General features: G+C 59.5%; 13 protein-coding genes. 4 read left to right on the top strand and 9 right to left on the bottom strand.

Going from position 1 to position 19229, the window contains the following annotated elements; all coding sequences use genetic code 11:
* The first annotated feature begins 241 nt into the window (after positions 1 to 241).
* Entirely contained in the window at positions 242 to 5389 is a 5148-nt protein-coding gene (locus ACXAIC_RS20745) for a 5'-nucleotidase C-terminal domain-containing protein (protein WP_475184763.1), read from the top strand.
* A gap of 79 nt (positions 5390 to 5468) precedes the next feature.
* Here ACXAIC_RS20745 and ACXAIC_RS20740 read toward each other — a convergent pair whose 3' ends face one another.
* The 5 genes from ACXAIC_RS20740 to ACXAIC_RS20720 form a co-directional block, all read right to left on the bottom strand.
* A complete protein-coding gene (locus tag ACXAIC_RS20740) occupies positions 5469 to 6881 on the bottom strand; it encodes a 3'-5' exonuclease (RefSeq protein WP_475184759.1) in 1413 nt (470 codons plus the stop codon).
* Entirely contained in the window at positions 6881 to 7402 is a 522-nt protein-coding gene (locus ACXAIC_RS20735; protein WP_475184755.1) for a hypothetical protein, read from the bottom strand. The genes ACXAIC_RS20740 and ACXAIC_RS20735 overlap by 1 nt, the downstream gene beginning before the upstream one ends.
* 44 nt (positions 7403 to 7446) lie before the next feature.
* Positions 7447 to 9276 (bottom strand): DUF294 nucleotidyltransferase-like domain-containing protein, encoded by a 1830-nt coding sequence (locus ACXAIC_RS20730; protein WP_475184754.1) that lies wholly within the window; start codon positions 9274 to 9276, stop codon positions 7447 to 7449.
* A gap of 114 nt (positions 9277 to 9390) precedes the next feature.
* Positions 9391 to 11178, bottom strand: a complete 1788-nt coding sequence (locus tag ACXAIC_RS20725; RefSeq protein ID WP_475184750.1) for a sodium:solute symporter family protein — start codon at positions 11176 to 11178, stop codon at positions 9391 to 9393.
* 14 nt (positions 11179 to 11192) lie between these two features.
* Entirely contained in the window at positions 11193 to 11453 is a 261-nt protein-coding gene (locus ACXAIC_RS20720; protein WP_475184746.1) for a DUF4212 domain-containing protein, read from the bottom strand.
* 656 nt (positions 11454 to 12109) lie between these two features.
* Here ACXAIC_RS20720 and ACXAIC_RS20715 point away from each other — a divergent pair.
* Together ACXAIC_RS20715 and ACXAIC_RS20710 are read left to right on the top strand one after the other, a co-directional pair.
* Positions 12110 to 13444: an esterase-like activity of phytase family protein gene (locus ACXAIC_RS20715; RefSeq protein WP_475184743.1), complete on the top strand. Its 1335-nt coding sequence runs from the start codon at positions 12110 to 12112 to the stop codon at positions 13442 to 13444.
* A gap of 256 nt (positions 13445 to 13700) precedes the next feature.
* Positions 13701 to 14276, top strand: a complete 576-nt coding sequence (locus ACXAIC_RS20710) for a TlpA family protein disulfide reductase (RefSeq protein WP_475184738.1) — start codon at positions 13701 to 13703, stop codon at positions 14274 to 14276.
* Between the two features lie 242 nt (positions 14277 to 14518).
* Here ACXAIC_RS20710 and ACXAIC_RS20705 read toward each other — a convergent pair whose 3' ends face one another.
* Positions 14519 to 15655 carry an iron-containing alcohol dehydrogenase gene (locus ACXAIC_RS20705; RefSeq protein ID WP_475184735.1) on the bottom strand — a complete coding sequence of 379 codons (1137 nt, stop codon included), beginning with the start codon at positions 15653 to 15655 and terminating at the stop codon, positions 14519 to 14521.
* A gap of 210 nt (positions 15656 to 15865) precedes the next feature.
* Between ACXAIC_RS20705 and ACXAIC_RS20700 the strand changes: the two genes are divergently transcribed.
* Positions 15866 to 16036 carry a helix-turn-helix domain-containing protein gene (locus ACXAIC_RS20700; protein ID WP_475184825.1) on the top strand — a complete coding sequence of 57 codons (171 nt, stop codon included), beginning with the start codon at positions 15866 to 15868 and terminating at the stop codon, positions 16034 to 16036.
* Positions 16037 to 16077: 41 nt separating this feature from the next.
* On the opposite strand, the gene ACXAIC_RS20695 is transcribed toward ACXAIC_RS20700, so the two are convergent.
* The 3 genes from ACXAIC_RS20695 to ACXAIC_RS20685 all read right to left on the bottom strand — a co-directional run bounded on the left by ACXAIC_RS20695 (position 16078) and on the right by ACXAIC_RS20685 (position 19220).
* A complete protein-coding gene (locus tag ACXAIC_RS20695) occupies positions 16078 to 17040 on the bottom strand; it encodes a LysR family transcriptional regulator (protein WP_475184731.1) in 963 nt (320 codons plus the stop codon).
* A 90-nt stretch (positions 17041 to 17130) separates the two neighbouring features.
* A complete protein-coding gene (locus ACXAIC_RS20690; protein WP_475184728.1) occupies positions 17131 to 17325 on the bottom strand; it encodes a DUF3237 family protein in 195 nt (64 codons plus the stop codon).
* A 218-nt stretch (positions 17326 to 17543) separates the two neighbouring features.
* On the bottom strand, positions 17544 to 19220 hold the full coding sequence (locus ACXAIC_RS20685) for an amidohydrolase (RefSeq protein WP_475184723.1): 1677 nt from the start codon (positions 19218 to 19220) through the stop codon (positions 17544 to 17546).
* Positions 19221 to 19229 lie beyond the last annotated feature (9 nt).

The following is a 19229-nucleotide window of genomic DNA, read 5'->3' as shown; positions in this document are numbered from 1 at the left end:
AATTACGAATAAGCTTCTACGGCTAATAAGACATTTGTTTCAGGTCATTTCTGTAATTAACTTTTCATTAATCTGTCAAACAACGCTGATACCTCCAGCGCCCTACGCAATTATCGGTATTTTCTGAGTATCTTAGACGGCTATCCAGCTGGACTTTTTAACAACATGGGTGTCGTTGGTTACTTTTGCTCAGACCCGGTTTTCTTGCTTAACAGTGTTCAATTAAGGGGTGAGGGACATCATGGATTTTCAAAGCGGATCTGACGGATCGCAAGACAGCGGCACGGACCAGAACACCGTCCTGGACGATAACAACAAGGCGCTCGAAGAAGCAATTGAGAAGCTGAACGAGAACATCTCCAACAGCCGCACAACGCAAAGCGCCCAGCAAGACCAGGGCGGCCTGCCCAACGCATTGCCTTCCGCTTTGGAAGGATTCGAGTTCCTGGCTCTTGATGAAAGCAAAATCGACTATTCCGGTGCGGCCCAGGGTCTCTATGTTCGCCTTGACCAGAATTGGGGAACCAACCTCTCCAACAAATCTAAAGGCTGGCTCAAGCTGACCGAGGGCATCAAAGACGGCACCATCGATCACGATGATCTGTCAAAAGTGACTGACGTCGCCGGCAGCGACTTTGGCGACGTGATCACCGCCGACGGCGCAGACAACAAGATTGAAGGCAATGGCGGCAACGATCTGATCGCAGGTCTTGGTGGCGATGACGAGCTGAGCGGTGGCAAGGGTAACGACAAGCAATATGGCGGCAAGGGAGATGACCGGGTCGAAGGCGGAGAAGGCAACGATTATTCCGACGGTGGCGCTGGCATTGACACGCTCGTCTTTTCCGGCAACCGCGCCGACTATGAACTCGACCGGGAGGCGGGCACGATCAAGGATCTGCGCGATGGCGAAAATGACGGCCGGGACCGGTTTGTCAATTTCGAATATCTGGAGTTCAAGGACCAGACCGTCAGCCTGATCGAGCCAGAAGTGTTCACGCTGGAACTGCTCCATTTCACTGACCAGGAAGCCGGTGTAGCAGCCATTCATGACGCGCCGAACCTCTCGGCTGTGCTGAACGCCCTGCGGGCGGAAGATCTCGGTAATGACGGACTTGCCGACAACACGCTGACCCTGTCCTCCGGCGACGCCTTCATTCCTGGCCTCTTTTATGATGCTTCGGAAGCGGTCTTCGGCTCCGGCGGCATTGCCGACATCCAGATCCAGAACGAGCTGGGCGTCCAGGCCATTGCCCTTGGCAACCACGAATTCGACTTCGGCACAGGCGAGCTAGCCGGCCTCATCAGCGGAGATGCCACGGGCGACTTCAGCGCCCTGTCCGGCACCGCCCTCGATGGCCAGGATTTCACCGGCACCGACATGCCGTATCTTTCCGCCAACCTGGATTTCTCAACGGATGCCAACATGGCACCGCTTGAAACCGCTGGCGGTCAGGCTCCTCAGGGCAACGTCGTCACCTCCTCCACCGTAATCGACGTGAATGGCGAAAAGATCGGTGTTGTTGGGGCAACGACGCCGACCCTGGCGTCCATCTCCAGCCCAGGAGATGTGGGGGTTCTGCCCAACTGGGCCGACACCAACCCGACCGACGCTGAACTTGATGCCCTGGCGGCGCTGATCCAGGCGGAAGTCGACACGCTTCTGGCCGACAATGAAGGCATGAACAAGGTAGTCCTGCTGGCCCATATGCAGCAGATCAACATTGAAGAAGCCCTCGCCACTCGTCTGGAAAATGTCGATATTATTGTAGCTGGCGGCTCCAACACCCGCCTTTTTGACGACAATGACCGTCCGCGGGACGGCGACAGTGACCAGGGTCAGTATCCAGAGTTCATCACCAATGCGGGCGGCACCACCACCGCTGTGGTCAACACTGATGGCAGCTACAAATATGTTGGCCGCCTGGTTGTCGACTTTGATGAAGACGGCAACATTATTCCTGAAAGCTACGATGAAGATGTCTCAGGGGCTTATGCGACCGACGACCAGGGTGTCGCCGATCTCAATGCCGAAGATCTGGTCGATCCGGAAATCCAGGCAATCGTGGATGCCATCCAGGATCAGATCGTTGAAACGGAATCGAATGTCTTCGGTGTTTCCAACGTATTCCTGAACGGCAACCGGTCCGGCACCGGCGACGCAGACGATCCGGACGGTGTGCGCACCCAGGAAACCAATCTTGGCAACCTGACCGCCGATGCGAACCGCGAATATGCGGACAACCTTCTCGAAGGCGATGACCCGGTTGTCATTTCCATCAAGAATGGTGGCGGCATCCGCGCCTCCATCGGCCAGACCATTGTCCCGGCAGGCGGCACCGAAGCGGAACGTCTTCCGAACGAGGAAGTCGTTGACGGCGACGGCAATGTGGTCAAGCCGGAAGGCGGCATCTCTCAAAACGACATTCAAACCACCCTCGCCTTCAACAACGGCCTGGTGCTTCTGACACTCACCAAGGAAGAAATTGTCGCACTGCTTGAGCATGGCGTCAGCGCCTTGCCGGGCGTATCCGGCCGGTTCCCGCAGATTTCTGGCATCAAGATGTCCTTTGATCCCGACCTGCCCGAAGGCAGCCGCATCGTCAATGCCGGTATCTTCGATGACGACGGCAATCTGATCGCGGACCTGGTTGTGGATGGCGAACTCGCCGGAGACACCACCGAGACCTTCCGTGTTGTCACGCTGGACTTTCTGGCTGCCCCACGCTTCGACGATGACGGCAACTTCATCGGCGGCGGCGACGGATATCCGTTCCCGAACACCAACTCCGATCCGTCTGTCGGCGACGTTCAGGACCCGGACGTCCTTGCCCGGATCAATTTCGTTGCCCTGGAACAGGAAGGCACCACCAGTGGTGACGCCACCTTTGCAGATGACGGCACCGAGCAGGACGCGCTGGCCGAATATCTCGACGACAACTTCGGCGATGCGGACAACGCCTATGACGAAGCTGACGGCGGTGCGGATACGGACAGCCGCATCCAGAACCTTGATTTCCGCGAAGATGATGTTTTTGACGGAGTGTCAGATGACCAGAAACTCGTGATCAACGAAGTTCTGGGCAGCACCACAGGAGCCGATAGCGAATATATCGAGCTATACGGTGAACCTGGCCAGTCCCTGGCCGGCCTCAGCATCATTGTCGTGGAAAGCGATGCCGGATCGTCCAACGGCAAGATCGACAAGCAGTTCGACTTCCCGGACGATGCGGTTATCGGAGACAATGGCTTCTACCTGGTGGCCAATGACAATGCCGCTTCCACCTACGGCGTCACGCCGGATGCGTCCCTCTCCAACAACTTCGTCGAAAACAGCTCCTACACGATTGCTCTGGTGGAAACCGCAAGCATCACGGACACATCTGTGTCTGGCTCTGAAGTCGTGCTGGATGCGGTCGGGGTTACCGATGGCGGGGAAAGCGACAGCTTCTTCTTTGATGCGCCTGTCGTTGGCCCGGATGGCAGCTTCCTGCCTGCTGGTGCCGGCCGCATCACAGATGGCGTTGACACGGATACGGCTGCGGACTGGTCGATCCTGGACTTCAACAACGATCCATCCGTCAACACTCCAACGGCAGGCGGCAGCGGTGGCAGCACCGGCCCGCTGGAACTGGCCATCTACGACATCCAGGGTGCCGGGCACATATCGGCCTATGAAGGCCAGTCTGTGCTCACCTCCGGCATCGTGACCGCCGTCGGCAGCAACGGCTTCTATATGCAGGACCCGACAGGCGACGGGAACATCGCGACATCCGATGGCATCTTCGTCTATACCGGCAGCACACCGTCGGTCTCAGCAGGCGATGCGGTCAATGTAGAAGGCTCGGTCTCCGAGTTCACGCCAGGCGGTGCCAGCACCCGCAACCTGTCCACGACCCAGATCGTGAGCCCAACCATCACGGTCACCGGAACAGGCGTGATCGCGGCCACCGTGATCGGCCAGGGCGGCCGCGTGCCGCCGAGCGAAATCATCGATGACGACGCCTTCGGAACGATCCCCGGCGAGGGCAATTTCGATCCGGAAACCGACGGCATCGACTTCTTCGAGAGCCTGGAAGGCATGCTCGTGACGGCCCAGGATGTCCAGGCCGTTGCCGGCACCAACCGGTTCGGAGAAATCTTCGGGGTTGTTGATCAGGGGGCCGATGCAACTGGTCTCAGCGAGCGGGGCACGCTCAACATTTCGCCGGATGACTTCAATCCGGAGAAAATTCAGATCGATTTCGACTCCGGCATTCTGGATTTCGATTTTCCGGACGTGAATGTGGGTGACAAGCTCGGCGATGTGACTGGGGTCGTGACCTACAGTTTCGGAAACTTCGAAATTGCACCGACCGTCGATTTCACCAGCCAGATCGTCTCCGCTGACCTTCAACCGGAAACCGCCAACCTGGTGGATGATCCCAGCCTGCTCAAAGTGGCCAGCTACAACGTTCTGAACCTTGATCCGAACGATGGCGACGGCGATGCGGACCTGGCCAATGGCCGTTTTGCCAAGATTGCCGAGCAGATCGTCAACAATCTGGGCACACCGGACATTATCGCCCTTCAGGAAATCCAGGACAACAGCGGTTCGCTTGACGACGGGGTCACCTCGGCCAGCAAGACGTTGCAGCTCCTGGCGCTTGAAATCGACCGGGCCGATGACGGCTTCATCAATGGCAGCCTGAACTACGAGTTCATCGACAACACGTTCATCACCGATGGCCAATCTGGCGGTCAGCCGGGTGGCAACATCCGCACGGCCTTCCTCTACAACACGGACCGTGTCGATCTGGTAGAAGGATCGGTGGAAGCAGTCGGCGACCAGAGTGAAGGCAGTGCCTTTGAAGGCGCCCGTCTGCCGCTGGCAGCCTCCTTCGTTTTCGAAGGGGACGAAGTCACGATCGTCAACAACCACCTGTCTTCCAAAGGTGGCTCCGCGCCGATCCTCGGCCTGGAACAGCCATTCGACGAACGTCAGGAAGACACAACGGTCAATGGCAGCCTTGACGAACGTCAGGCCCAGGCCGCGGCGGTCCGTGAATATGTCGATACGCTGGTCTTCGAAGATGAAGATGCCAACGTGATCGTTCTCGGTGACATGAACGAATTCGAGTTCATTTCCCCGGTCGAAACCCTCGAGCAAGGCGGCGGCGGTCTCACCAACCTGGTGAACACGGTCGACGAAGATGAAATCTACAGCTTCATCTTCCAGGGCAATTCCCAGGCCCTCGACCAATTCCTGGTCAGCGACCACCTGGCCGATGGTGCCGTGTTCGACTTCGTTCACGTGAACTCTGAATTCGCCGAAACCGACACACGGGCCAGCGACCACGATCCGCTTGTGGCACAGCTTGACCTGTCCGGCGATATCTTCGCCGTCTAACGGCTGGGAGCATTGTCAGCAAAACAGAGGGAAGCGGCCACCGCCGCTTCCCTTTTCTATGACCGGCGAGCGGTCGGGATCAGTTGAGATCCTGCAGCAAGCGGCCGTGTTTGCGGGTCTGGGTGATCACATCGCCAAAGGTGCGGTAGCCTCTGGAGGACAGGATCGGCAACATCTTACACAGCACTTCCGCCGTAGCGGTGGCATCGCCCAGCGCGGTATGGCGCAGACCCGGTGCAATCTGAACATCAAGGCGCTGGCACAGGGCGTCCAGAGAATGGTCTTCCGTCTCCCCGAACAGCACCGCCGACAGCAACACCGTGTCCAGCATTGGCTGGTCCCAGGTGAACCCGCATATACGCGCATGCCGGTTCAGGAAGGCCATGTCGAAGGGGGCATTATGGGCCACCAGAACACTGTCACGGGCAAAGCCGTGCAGCGCCCCCACTGCCTCGCCTGCATCCTGCGCCCCAGCAACCATCCCGTCAGTGATCCCGTGAACCCGCGTTGACGCAGCTGGAATGGGCCTGCCCGGATTGACCAGTTGATCCACTTCCTCCCCCGGAATGATCCGGCCATTTACCACCCGGACAGCACCAATCTGAACAAGTTCGTCCTTGTTGGGCATCAGCCCGGTCGTTTCCGTGTCGAACACGACAAACTGAAGTTTTTCCAGCGCCCGGTCTCCAAGTTCCCGTTCTGCCTCCTGTTCGGTAAAGTCAAAATCATAGATCAGAGGACGCTCGGCCTCCGGCGCGATCCGGGCCCGGGTCGCATCCACCAGGATCATGTAGCCCGGCACCTGTTTCAGGGTCTTCAACCGCAATTCGAATTTAAGGTTCCCCCGGCTGCAGCGGATATTGGCCAGAACCTCGGTCCGCCCCTCGGCCAGCTTCTTCTGGGCTGCCGCCAGATCCTCTTCATTGAAATAATCGAACACAGACGCACTCAGGCGGGGCACATGCACCTGACCCAGAACATCTGCGGCCTGACCGTCATAGAGCATGATCTTCTGGTTGGGGCTGACCATGATGATAGCGACAGGGATCTCAGTCAACAGCATGGACAGATGCGCCTTTTCCGCCAGCAAATGCGCTGTTTCCGCCGCCACCAGATCCTCCGCGCCTGCAGACACTTTGGAGAGTTCCCCGCTGACAGCATGCACCGCCGGGCCAAGATCCCCCAGGAACCGCGCCGCATCCAGATCAACATCCGCATCCACCCCCGCATGGGCCCGGGTCCGGATGGTTGCGGCCATCTGCTCAACCGGCTTGGCGACATGTTCGTCAAACAGAAGCCAGATCTTCGTGGTGACCGCGAGGATGGCAAAGACGGACAGGGCGCCTGAAATCAGGAAGGCGTTGACCGGTCCGCTGTCGTTCAAGCGGGAAAAGGCAAAATAATGGGCAGCGCCCACCAGCAGGCAGCTGACCACGGCAGCGCCCAAAAACAGCAGGAAGGTCCTGAGGCGCAGGCTGAGCGACAGAAACATCACGGCACTCCGCAGATCGCGCTCAAAAGCGGATCCTCTTCGGCCACCGGCACCCAGTCCGCGCCTGCCACGGTGCCATCGGCCTCAAAAGAGACAGCGTCTGCCAGTGCGGCACGCCGATGGCCCGCACAATCGGCCAGCACCGTCAATTTGTTGACCGGGGCCCAGCGGCCGAAGAAATAGGTTTCCGCCAACCGTTCCTGAGGCCGTTGCGGGTGCGAGCGCAGTGTTTCCCGGTCGACTGCTGCAAACCGGTCGACAAAGGGCTGCACATAGGTCCAGGGCCGGTAAAATGTCCGGTTTTCGACGGTTTGCGCCACCACAAACCCGTCTGGCAAGGCGTCCCGGGTCCGGCTGTACCAGCCATATTCACTGGAGATCGTGGTCACGATCATCGCAAGCCCTGCGGCCACCGGAGCCAGCCAGCGCGGCAGGCGCCCGCCAACAACCCTGTTCAACAGCAGCACCAGGCCCGCAGCGGCCACTCCGGCCACAAATGCTGCGATTAGTTCGACAAACATGTCTGTTCTCCCTCAAGACCGGTCTGGCCTTGCCCGTTGTTTTCTTATCCCAGCATGCCCCGGCCCTGTCCAATAGCGGACTGCATGGTCTTCACCACCACAAAGGCGTCGCGCAAATGACTGCGCTCAAAGTCCGACAAGGTCGACGGCTGCAGGAAATTGTCCGGCGCCAGTCCCTGCTTGATCAGATCCGCCTGATGCAACAGGCGGCTTTCCGCGATCAGGTCATAGGCGTCCAGAAGGTCGCTGCCACCCGACTGGCTGAGCTGGCCGTTGGCCCGCGCCTCCAGCAGACGGGCCTTGGTGTTGACCAGCTGGATCTGCCCCTGCAGCGCGTGAATGCGAGCCAGATCCACAATCGGCACAACACCGTTCAACTTCATGTCGAGCGAATTCTTGTGCTCTCCTGAGCGGATCGTTGCAAGTCCGCGCAGCAGGTTGAGCGGCGGTGTGTGCTTCAGAGAATTGCTGACCATATGCGCCACGAAGATCGAGTTGCCCGCCGCCTTTGCCAGTGTGTCCGCCTGCAGGGTCTCATAAAGCCCCATGTCGCCACTGATGGGGCGCAGATCGAACATGACGGAGCTCAGCATCTGCGCTTCAGGGTCAGGCTTGCCGATCCAGCCGTCAAAATAGCTTTTCCAGACCCGGACCGGCTGACGCCAGCGGTCGGCCGTCGCCATCATGTCACCGGGGCAGTAGACATAGCCGCAGGCATTCAGGCCGTCACACACGAAGCGGGCGAGATCGGCGAAATAGCCTGCCCGATCATCCTCTTGCACGCCATCGTCCAGAAACAGGCAATTGTCCTGGTCGCTGACGCCTGTCTGCTCCTGGCGTCCCTGCGATCCGCAGGCAAGCCAAAGATAGGGCACGGGCGGCGGTCCGAGCCGTGCTTCCGCCAGCGCCAGCAGCCGGCGCGTCACACTGTCGGCAATGTCGGTGATCAGCCGGGTAACCACCTCATGCGGGCTGCCGGCCGCAACCAGCTGCAACAGCAATTGCGGGATACGCGCGGTGACCGAAGCCATCTCTTTCGCTGAAGATGACCGCGCAATCTGGCCAACCATATCGGCCGAGCTGATGGCCTGAAAGCGGGTCAGGTCGGTCTGGGTCACTATACCGGCTAGCCGCCCCGCCGCGACAATGGGAACGTGCCCGATCCGGCGTTCCATCATCAGATGCAGAATATCGGTTCCAATGGCGGACGGCGGCAGCGTGACTGGGTCCCGGGTCATGATCTCGGCAACCGGCGTCTCCACGGACCGGCCTTCCGCCACAATCTTGCCCGCAAGGTCCCGGTTGGTCACGATCCCCAGCAAGGCCGCCTCAGGGTCCGTGACGCAGAGCGAGGAAATATGCTGGTCGCGCATTTGCCCGGCAGCCTCCCGCGCCGTTGTCTGCGGCCCGCAGGTCACCGGATTGCGCGCCATCAGCGTTTCGGCCCGGCTGGCTGCCAGATCGCGGCCCCGCGTGCTGGATTTCCGCGCCCGGTCGAAAAACCGGGCCACCACCGGCTGCTCATCAAGAAGTGACCGGAAGTCCTCTGGAGGCAGCACCAGCAGCGAAGATGCCTCATCCGCCTCGGCGGAGGTTGCAGCCTTGCCGTCTTTCAGAAGTCCCCGTTCGCCGAACGTGTTGCGCAGCACCAGATGACTGACAAGAACGCTGTTCTCATCCCGGATCTTGACCGCCCCTTCATAGATGATGAACAGCCCGGGCAAATCTTCCCCATAGGTGTAGATCTTCTGGCCCGGCGCCACATCATGAACGGCAAACCGGGACGCCAGATGGCTCTGAAGGTCCTCGGGCAAGGCATCGTAGGGATGCAAGGACTTGAGAAAGGTCAAGATCTGTTCGGCGTTTAAGGACATGTCATCTGCCTGTGAAAGGTCTCTCCAAGTCAAAAATGCCCCGTCCGGCGGGTGGCCGGACAGGGCAGGATGACAGATGGGCGGGCAACCTTTGAAGGCCGCCCGCAGCCTTGATCAGTGCTCCTGCGCCACGCCGGCACCACGCGGCACACGCACGCTTTCCACCAGATCCTTGATCGCCTGCGGCGTTTCCTTGGTCATACCGGTCACCACATAGGCCACCAGGAAGTTGACCGCCGCACCAATCGCACCGAACGAGGTCGACTTGATCGGACCAAGCAACGGATCCGCATCGGAGAAGGTGTTGGTTCCTGGAATGAAGAACCAGCCCTTGTGCAGGAAGATATAGACCAGGGTCACCACGAGGCCTGCCAGCATCCCGGCCACGGCTCCAGAGTTGTTGATGCGGGTCGAGAAGATCCCCATCATCAGCGCCGGGAAGATCGAGGCCGCCGCGAGACCGAAGGCAAGCGCCACGGTTTGCGCGGCAAATCCGGGTGGATTGAGGCCCAGATAGGTGGCGACCACGATGGCAACGGCCATGGCAATGCGAGCCGACAGCAATTCCCCCCGTTCCGATATGTTCGGATTGAACGCCCCCTTGATCAGGTCATGACTGACGGCCGACGAAATGGCCAGCAGCAATCCGGCGGCAGTGGACAGGGCGGCTGCAAGGCCCCCGGCGGCCACAAGACCGATCACCCAGCCTGGCAGGTTGGCGATCTCCGGATTGGCGAGCACCAGAATGTCCCGATTGAACTTGGTCAGCTCATTGCCTGCCCAGCCCTTTTCCGCAGCCAGGGTCTGCATGTCCGCATTCTTGTCGTTGTAGTACTGGATCTTGCCGTCGCCGTTCTTGTCTTCCCAGTTCAGGAGACCAGTCTTCTGCCACGTGTCCATCCAGTCATATTTCGGGTCGTTCTCGATCTGCTCAACGGTCACAGCCCCACCGCTGATCCCGCCATTCGGCCACATCATGTCGGTGATGTTGAGACGAGCCATGGCGCCAACCGCCGGAGCCGTCAGATACAGCAGCGCGATGAAGACCAGCGCCCAGCCGGCGGACCAGCGGGCATCGGCAACCTTCGGCACGGTGAAAAACCGCATGATCACATGGGGCAGCCCGGCCGTGCCGATCATCAGTGACAAGGTGAACAGAACCATGTTGAGCGTATCAGCATGGTGGGCCGTATAGGAATAAAAGCCCAGATCCGTCACCACCTGATCCAGCTTGGTCAGCAGCGGCTCCCCGCTTGCCACATCGGTGCCGAACAGACCAAGGCCCGGGATCGGGTTCCCGGTCAGCTGCAACGAGATAAAGATTGCCGGAATGGTATAGGCTGTGATCAGCACCACATATTGCGCCACTTGCGTATAGGTCACGCCCTTCATGCCGCCAAAAACCGCATAGGCAAAGACCACGCAGGCGCCGATCAGCAGCCCCGTCGTATTGTCCACTTCCAGGAAGCGGCCAAAGGCCACGCCGACACCGGTCATCTGCCCGATCACATAAGTGGTCGAGGCAACGATCAGACAGATCACGGCAACGATCCGAGCGGTCTGGCTGTAAAACCGGTCGCCAATGAATTCGGAGACGGTGAACTTGCCGAATTTGCGCAAGTAGGGCGCAAGCAAAAGTGCCAGCAGCACATAGCCACCGGTCCAGCCCATCAGGAAGGAGCTGTTGTCATAGCCGGTGAAGGCAATCAGCCCGGCCATGGAAATGAAAGAAGCAGCAGACATCCAGTCCGCCGCTGTCGCCATGCCATTGGTCACGGGGTGGACCCCACGCCCGGCCGCATAGAATTCGGAGGTCGAGCCGGCACGGGCCCAGATAGCGATGCCGATGTAAAGCGCGAAGGAGCCGCCCACAAACAGCAGATTGATAGTAAACTGATCCATCTGTTCAGCGGTCCTTATTCTTCGTCCACACCGTGTTCACGGTCGACCTTGTTCATCCAGAAGGCATAAAAGAAAATGATGGCCAGGAAGACCAGGATCGAGCCTTGCTGGGCAAACCAGAAGCCGAGATCCGTGCCGCCGACGGCTATGCCGCTCAGCATAGGGCGCAGCAGAATGCCGAACCCGAATGAGACCAGCGCCCAGATGACAAGGCTGATCGAGATGATCCGCATATTGGCGGACCAATAAGCGTTTTTGGATGAGTTGTCAGACATGTCGTCTCCTCCACTTCGTCCGTCTGATCCCTTGTGACCGCAGCCAGCAAGGGAAACGGGGGTGCAATTCCGCCCAATCAGTCTCAGCCTCGGCACGTCCAGCGCCCCCAGGCCTGTCAACAACCGGGAACGCCACCAAGGACCGGGCACAGTGTCTTCATTCGCCCAACCCGGCACGGCCCAACCTCACCCGCGGCCGAACTGGATTGGAACGTCTTTTCCAACCAAGACTGGAAGACTGATCAGAACTGAGACCGGGACAGTAGCAGCCAAAAACCCGGTTTCAACACTACTAACGGCTGACACGACTTAGGTCGTAGACTACGTATCTTAACGGAACTCCGAAGGACGTAAGACTTTGGGAGAGCTTTGAAATTTGGCAGATTTCAGCCATTTTTAACCTTGGCGGGCTGATCTGGAACACGCGGCTCTGCGGTCAGCGGCGCGAAAATCCGCCAGTGGAAAACCATCAAGCCCCTGTCTATTGGACCAAGTGATTATGCGGCGCAGCAAAAGAGCCTTAACGGCAGGCTTTGGCTTTTCACCCGGCCTGCTTTACCGCGCAGCTTCACGGATCTGATACGGTTGCGACACGCCCCTGTGACGGCGGCGGTCTACGCTGCCCCCATCATCCGCAGACCTGATGAGGAGCCCCTATGCACCGTATGCTGATCACTCTGTTCCTGACCGCCACCGCCACGTCCGCGCTCGCTGACAGCGCCGAATACGGCGCGACCCTTGCCGGCCATGCCGTCCTGCCCGCCGAAACCCTGATCGAGCCCCCGGCCGATGCCCCGGAAGCTCTACAGACCTCCGGAAAATTCACCGGCGAAGGCAACCGCCGCTCCACAGCGGCCCCGGCCAGCGGGAAGGCCCTGCCGTTCAAAGGCCAGCCGCTGCAGGGATTTTCCGGCATCAAGGCCATGGGAGACGGGACCTATACCGTCCTGACCGACAACGGCTTTGGCGGCAAGGCCAATTCTCCGGACGCCATGCTGTTCTTCTCGATCCTCAAACCGGATTTCAAAACCGGCAAGGTGGAGGTCCTCCGCCAAGTCTTTTTGAAAGATCCGCAAAAGATCGTGCCCTTTCCCATCACCATGGAAGGCACGGACACGCGCTATCTCACCGGTTCGGATTTCGACATTGAGGGCTTTCAGATCGTTGGCGGCGACATTGTCATCGGTGATGAATTCGGCCCCTTCGTGCTGGTTGCCGACAAGACCACGGGCGTAATCAAGGAAATCCACGACACCATCATCGATGGCACGCCTGTCCAGTCACCGGACAATCCATTCCTGTCCCTGTCCAACCCGGATAAGGCAGCTTCCGGTCCCAACGCAAAACGCTCGCGCGGCTATGAAGGCTTTGCCTCTTCGGTTGACGGCAAAACCCTTTATCCGCTGCTGGAAGGTCCTCTCTGGGATGCTGCCTCCGGCCGCTATGAAACCACGGCCGACGGGCGCACGGCCCTGCGGCTACTGGAAATGGACGCCAAAACCCGCGCCTGGACCGGCCGGTTCTGGATCTATCCGCTGGAATCAGACAGCCACGCCATCGGCGATTTCAACATGATCGACGCGACCCGGGGCCTGATCCTTGAGCGCGACGGCGGCCAGGGTGATGCGGAGCTGGCCTGCAAGGCCGGTGATAACGGCAACTGCTTTGAAAAACCGGCAGCCTTCAAACGGGTCTATCTGATTGATATGGCTGGTTCCGAACCGGGCCAGCCCGTCCACAAGGTTGCCTATATCGACCTTTTGAACATCAAGGACCCGAAGGGTCTGGCCCGTCAGGGCCGGCGGGAAGATGGCCGGTTCACCTTTCCCTTTGTGACCATTGAGAATGTCGATCGCGTGGACAGCAATCATATCATTGTCGGCAACGACAACAATTTCCCCTTCTCCTCCGGCCGCCGCCTTGGTGCCCCGGACGACAATGAATTCATTCTGCTGGAGGTGGGGGACTTCCTGAAGGCAAAGGCAGACTGACGCGCACCGCCTTGCATTCGCAAAGTCACAGCCGCAAGAACACATCGCGCTGTATCGGATTTGAAACCGGATGAACGCGTCACGCGCCAAACCAGAGGCTTATGTCTACCCCCGGCTTGGCGCGTGCTCTGCCCAAACGCTTCGAAACAAGGGCCTCACTCTCAAAATCCCACCGCCCCAGTTCTCAACTGGCCACAATGCCGCTAATCTTCCGCTGCGTATTTTTCATGCTAAGCAGAAGGGGTCTCCCATCCGGATGCGGTCTTCCCTGGTGACGCTTTCCCTGCTGATTGGCAGCTTTATTGCTGTTGCAACGCTCTCTCCCAAGCTTTTTCAAGCCGACCTGCCCACGGGCCAGCTGTCCGTGCTGAGCACCCCGCAGCCGGTCCGGGAAGTCTCCTTCCAGGATGCCGCTGGAAACAGCCTGACACTGGCCGATTTCCGGGGCAGCTATCTCTTTGTGAATGTTTGGGCCACCTGGTGCGAACCTTGCCGGGAAGAAATGCCGTCGCTTGACGCTCTTGCCCGCAGCCTCAAGGGCTATCCCATCCGTATTTTGCCGATCTCCGTTGATGTGACTGGCATCGGCACTGTGGAGCGCTTTTACAAACGCAATAACCTGCGGGACCTTCCCGCCTATTCCGATCCGGGGCAAAGCGCCATGCGCGCGCTGACCATCTTTGGGATTCCAAGTTCGGTGCTGATCGGCCCGGATGGCCGCGAGCTCGGCCGCATGACCGGTCCGGCCCACTGGGACCGGCCGGAAGTCCTGCGCCAGCTGCTGGAGCTCACAGGCACCCAAGCAAGACCGGATGCGCGCAATGGCCTCTGACGACAGACACCTGGCAGTCGACAGCAAATGCCACCTGCCGTCTCCCCAGCCGTGGAGACGCCAGTGGCCATGCATCCAGAGCATTGTCTTGCTGATCAAGTTTCATGGCAGGATTGCGCCTGCAATCCGGGCCGGTATTTGATCAGGTCGTATAGCGCCTGACCTAATATATCGCGTAATTCCGGCGGCCATTCTCCAGAGGCTAGAGCATCGTGCGATAAGTTTGCAAGATACTCTAGTCCTCAGAAAGAAGCTTCCAGCATATGTAGATAATCTTCGGCCGATGCCTCGATCGGATTGGTCTTGTGGCTGTGATCCGCCAGGGCGCCGGTGATGATCCGGTCGAACAGGTCTTTGGTGACGCCCATTTCCGACAAGGTGGTCGGCAGATCGATGGCAGCCGTCATTTCCTTGATCGCGCCGCTGATCTGGTCACCGGACTCAAGACCCATGACACCCGCCATACGGTTATATTTGTTCTCGCCGCCCCCGTCCGGCGCATTCTTGTTGAAGTCAAGGACAGCGGGCATGAAGACCGCATTCAAGGTGCCGTGGTGCAGCTTGGGATTGATGCCCCCCAGAGCGTGGCTCAGGCTGTGAACACAGCCAAGGCCCTTCTGGAACGCCATGGCGCCCATGGTCGCGGCGATTGCCATATTGGCGCGGGCCTCCCGGTCTTTCGGGTTTTCAACTGCATCGCGGATATTCAACCAGCTCCGGCGCAGGCCTTCCAGCGCAATGCCGTCCGCCGGCGGGTTAAAAGACGGGGCCAGATAGGTCTCGATGCAATGGGAGATCGCGTCCATGCCCGTGGCCGCTGTCAACATCGGCGGCAGGCTCATGGTCAGCTCCGGATCCACAATCGCCGCCTTCGGGATCAGGTAAGGCGATAGCAGGCCAACCTTGCGGCCGTCATCCAGAATGACAATCGCCGCACGGCCCACTTCACTGCCTGTCCCGGATGTGGTCGGAATGGCGATAGTCGGCCAGGTCCTGTCAGAGATCTTCTCGATCCCGCCTTCGATAACGGCATAGGTTTTCAGCGCCCCACCATGGGCCGCCAGGATGGCGACCGCCTTGGCCAGATCCAGGGCAGACCCGCCGCCGATCGCGATAATACCGTCGGCCTTGACCTCATTGAAAAGGTCCGTCGCGGTGCGCACCGCAGCTTCATTCGGATTGCCGGGGGTCTCGTCATAGACACCGGCAGGCGCGGTACCCAGAACCGCTTCGACCCTGTCCAGGAAGCCGAGCTCACGCACACCCTTGTCGGTCACAACCAGCGGGCGGGAAATTCCGGCAAGGTCCAGCTCGGACTTGAGTGTTGTGATTTCGCCAAACCCGAATTGAACGCGGGTGACATAATTGATCAGGCCCATGCCTATCTCCCAGATGTACCCAAACAGACACCCTGGTTAGGGAGATTTGACCGTTTGGAGGATGCTTCTTGTCTCTTTTGCCGAAAATACGCGCAAATAACAGGGTGTAAATCCGTTGTCTTCGAACATTGATATAACCAAATGAAAAATTGACAATATCCTCGACTATGCAACCACTTACCAGACGCCCCCCAAGACAGCTCCCTCTGAATTTCGGCCATTGACGGCAATGGCTCGCTCAAACGGGCCGCAGAAATCATCGGAATGAGTCAGCCGCGCGCCACCAAATCCCTGCAGGAAGCCGAAGACCTGACCTTGCAGAAACTGCTCCACCGCTCCAATCGAGGGCTGATGGCAACGGCCGCCGGCTGCGGGCGCTGAACCGGCCCCAGTGTCGGCCTTGGCTGCCCGGAAGACATTGCTTACGCTTGATCCGGACGGTTCAAACGCAGGCCGTCCTGCAGCCACTCGACCATCAGCCGTAACACCTTCTGGTTCTGCCAGTTCTGGCGCAGAGCAATCTGGAACTGGGCCGGATAGGAAAACACATCGGTGCGGATCGGCCGCAGGCTGACCCGTTCTGACAAGACGTCTGCCATGTGTTCAGGCAGATACCCCAAAAAGGCACCGGACAGAATCAGGTGAGCCTCGGCCTCCATGTCCGACACTGTCGCGTGGGCCGTCGGAATGGCAAAGATACGCGTATCCCGCGCGCCCCAGTATGACCGTGACACGATCCTGTGCTGGCGGATCGTGTCAATGCCGATCTCCTCATCCGGCACCTCAAAGAGCGGATGGCCCTCTGCGCAGTAGAAATGATGCATCTCCTTGTAAAGATCGAGATATTCAAGGCCCAGAATGATCTTCGGAAAGCTGCCGACCGCCATATCAATCCGACGGGCCAGCACTTCAGCCAGAAGTTCATTCGGGGTCAGCGTCATCAACTGGATATGCACTCCGGACGCCTCTTCGGCGAACCGTCCAAGCGCATGGCTGATCGGGCTGCCCGGATCGGAAATCATGTTGTCGATCAACCCGACCGTCAGGTATTTGGGCATTTTGGCCGTGAGCGACCCCACCCGCTGGCCGAATGTATCAATGGCGCTGAGCAGACGTTCGCATTCCTCGTGGAACTGCGTGCCTGCAGAGGTGAGGGAAAACCCCGCCCGGCCACGATGGCACAATTTCACTCCAAAGCGCTTTTCCAGAGAGGAGATCTTCTCCGAAATGGTCGACAGTGCGAGGTTCAACTCCAGCTGGGCGGCGGACATGCCCCCCGCTTCCACCACAGCCATGAAAATCCGGATCAGCCGGATATCGATGGTCTCCACGGAGAAATTCAGTTTCCGGTCCGGTGCGGGGCCAGGCCTCGTCTCTCGTTTCATCAATGCGCCTTGTGTCTCTTGAAGCCATTCCAGAACAGGAGATACCGTTTGTGCATCCGGACGCGCAAACAGACAAGGAGTTCATACCAATCACACTTGGGATGGTATCAAGCGTTTCCCACCCGGCCTCAGGGTGAAAGTGCAATCTGCAACAAAAAGACGGTTGTTCAACCAGTCATAGGCACCGGGCGGGGCATTGAACGCCGGGGCACAGCGGAGTTTATATTCGTCTGTCCCGACCGGCTCGCCCCGGTCCAGCCGGCCGGAGAGATCGTGCGGGGCCACATAAAGCCCTTGTTGCAAATATAGACTGGCGGGCCGTCCTCAGCCTTCCAGAGAATAATGGGCTACCACCCGGGAGGGCCCGGCCGGACAATTTGGGCCAAAGACCGTGCCCCCATTGATCGAAATGATCCGCCGCTGGCGGTTCGGTCCTGGCCCGCCGGTCACCCGCGCGCCGATCTCAACAATAATTCAAAGGCATGACTGAGGTCATAGGCGTTTCAGGAGCCGAGCGTGTCTTGGGTCACCTTGCCGTTGCAGATGGTCACAAGGCATTTGACCGACGCCATCTCCTCCGGCCCGGTCTCAGTCAGGTCCCGGTCCAGCAGGATCACATCGGCAAAATAGCCCGGCTTCAGGCGGCCCTTCCGGTCTTCCTTGAATTCGGCATGGGCCGCATGGGTGGTGTATCCGGCCAGTGCTTCGTCCAGCGTCAGACGGTTGTCCGGCTGGCTGTCATGCCAGGGACGGCGGGTCATGGCAGAATGAATCGAGGCCCAGGGATCAACCGGGGACACCGGCCAGTCGGAGGACAAGATCAAGGGCAGCCCCAGATCCAGCATCCGCCGCCAGGCATAGGCCCGGGACCAGTTTTTCGTGCCAATTCGCGAGACGGTCGGCTCCATCGGCAGGCCGCATTGGCCCGGGGGATGCGGAGGCTGCATGGAAGGGATCACGTCCAGGGTCTTCAGCCGGTCAAAATCCTCTTCCCGCACCACTTCCAGATGCTCGATCCGGTGACGGCTGTCCCTCGGCCCGTTGGCCGCGCGCACCGCCTCATAGGCATCCAGCGTGATCCTGGTCGCCCCATCGCCAATGGAATGCACCGCGATCTGCAGGCCTTCCGCATCTGAAGCGATGCACATTTGCTTGAATACGTCCGGCTCGAAACGCGGTTCGCCGCGCCAGCCCGGCCGGTCTTCATAGTCTTGGCTCATCACCGCCGTGTGGCTGTCCAGAACCCCGTCGATGAAAAACTTGATCGCCCCGGCGCTCAGCGTATCAGAGGCATAATCCCGGACGAGCGCGACGGCGTAGGCAATCGCCGGTGCCGGATCGCCGCCGACACAGCGGCCGGGCACACGGGCCCGGCAGATGAGGCGGCCTTCGTCTTCCAGCTCGGCCAGCAGCTCCAGCGTATAACGGTTGCCATCCATGTTCTGGAAGCTGGTGATCCCATAGGCCGCCATATGTTTGAGGCCCTGGTAGATAATTTCCCGGTCCGCCGCCCGGTCCTGAGCGCTCGGCGAAGCCTCCGGATCCTTGCCGGTGGAAAGACCCAAGCGGTCCCGGCCCGCATTGACAGTCAAGCTGAAAATCGGCCCGAACGCAGCCGGTTCACGTAACTCGCCCGCGGCCAACCCATCAGCCCCCATGACAATCTCATTGCCGGGGGGCAGCACCTTGCCTTCCAGAAGCCCGGCAGCCGCAAGCGCAGCCGTGTTGGCCCAGACCGTGTGATGATCCGGCGACATCAGAGCCAGCGGCCGGTCCGGCAAGATGTCGTCCAGAACCTGCCGGGTCACCGGAGTGTCCTCGCCTAAGATTGTATAATCTGCAGTGTTGCAGAGCACGATGGGCAGGTCCGGCTGTTCGGCCGCATAGGCCCGGATCAGGCCGCAAATGGTATCAAACCCGTGCTGTTCGAACAGGGACAGCTGCGCCAGTTCCGCCGCCCCGGCAAACACATGGACATGACTTTCATTGAGACCCGGCATGACCGTGGACCCGTCTGCATCGATCACACGGGTTTGCTCCCCGGCCAGCGCCCTGACTGTCTCGTCGTCTCCGACCGCCAGGATCTCGCCCCCGGCAAGGGCAATCGCCGTTCCGGAAACATCCGCATCCATCGTCATCAGGCGCGCATTGTAAAAGAGAATGTCGGCGGTCTGCCTCAAGAAAAGCTC

The organism is Roseibium sp. AWQ4_254, assembly GCF_056161025.1.
This window is presented reverse-complemented; position numbering and strand designations above follow the sequence as displayed.

What these genes read in the sequence shown, in the direction of transcription:
- ACXAIC_RS20720 (WP_475184746.1), bottom strand. Translation starts at nt 11,453, where the DNA reads ATGTCTGACAACTCATCCAAAAACGCTTATTGGTCCGCCAATATGCGG.
- ACXAIC_RS20705 (WP_475184735.1), bottom strand. Translation starts at nt 15,655, where the DNA reads ATGGGCCTGATCAATTATGTCACCCGCGTTCAATTCGGGTTTGGCGAA.
- ACXAIC_RS20695 (WP_475184731.1), bottom strand. Translation starts at nt 17,040, where the DNA reads ATGAAACGAGAGACGAGGCCTGGCCCCGCACCGGACCGGAAACTGAAT.
- ACXAIC_RS20730 (WP_475184754.1), bottom strand. Translation starts at nt 9,276, where the DNA reads ATGTCCTTAAACGCCGAACAGATCTTGACCTTTCTCAAGTCCTTGCAT.
- ACXAIC_RS20740 (WP_475184759.1), bottom strand. Translation starts at nt 6,881, where the DNA reads ATGTTTCTGTCGCTCAGCCTGCGCCTCAGGACCTTCCTGCTGTTTTTG.
- ACXAIC_RS20715 (WP_475184743.1), top strand. Translation starts at nt 12,110, where the DNA reads ATGCACCGTATGCTGATCACTCTGTTCCTGACCGCCACCGCCACGTCC.
- ACXAIC_RS20735 (WP_475184755.1), bottom strand. Translation starts at nt 7,402, where the DNA reads ATGTTTGTCGAACTAATCGCAGCATTTGTGGCCGGAGTGGCCGCTGCG.
- ACXAIC_RS20725 (WP_475184750.1), bottom strand. Translation starts at nt 11,178, where the DNA reads ATGGATCAGTTTACTATCAATCTGCTGTTTGTGGGCGGCTCCTTCGCG.
- ACXAIC_RS20745 (WP_475184763.1), top strand. Translation starts at nt 242, where the DNA reads ATGGATTTTCAAAGCGGATCTGACGGATCGCAAGACAGCGGCACGGAC.
- ACXAIC_RS20710 (WP_475184738.1), top strand. Translation starts at nt 13,701, where the DNA reads ATGCGGTCTTCCCTGGTGACGCTTTCCCTGCTGATTGGCAGCTTTATT.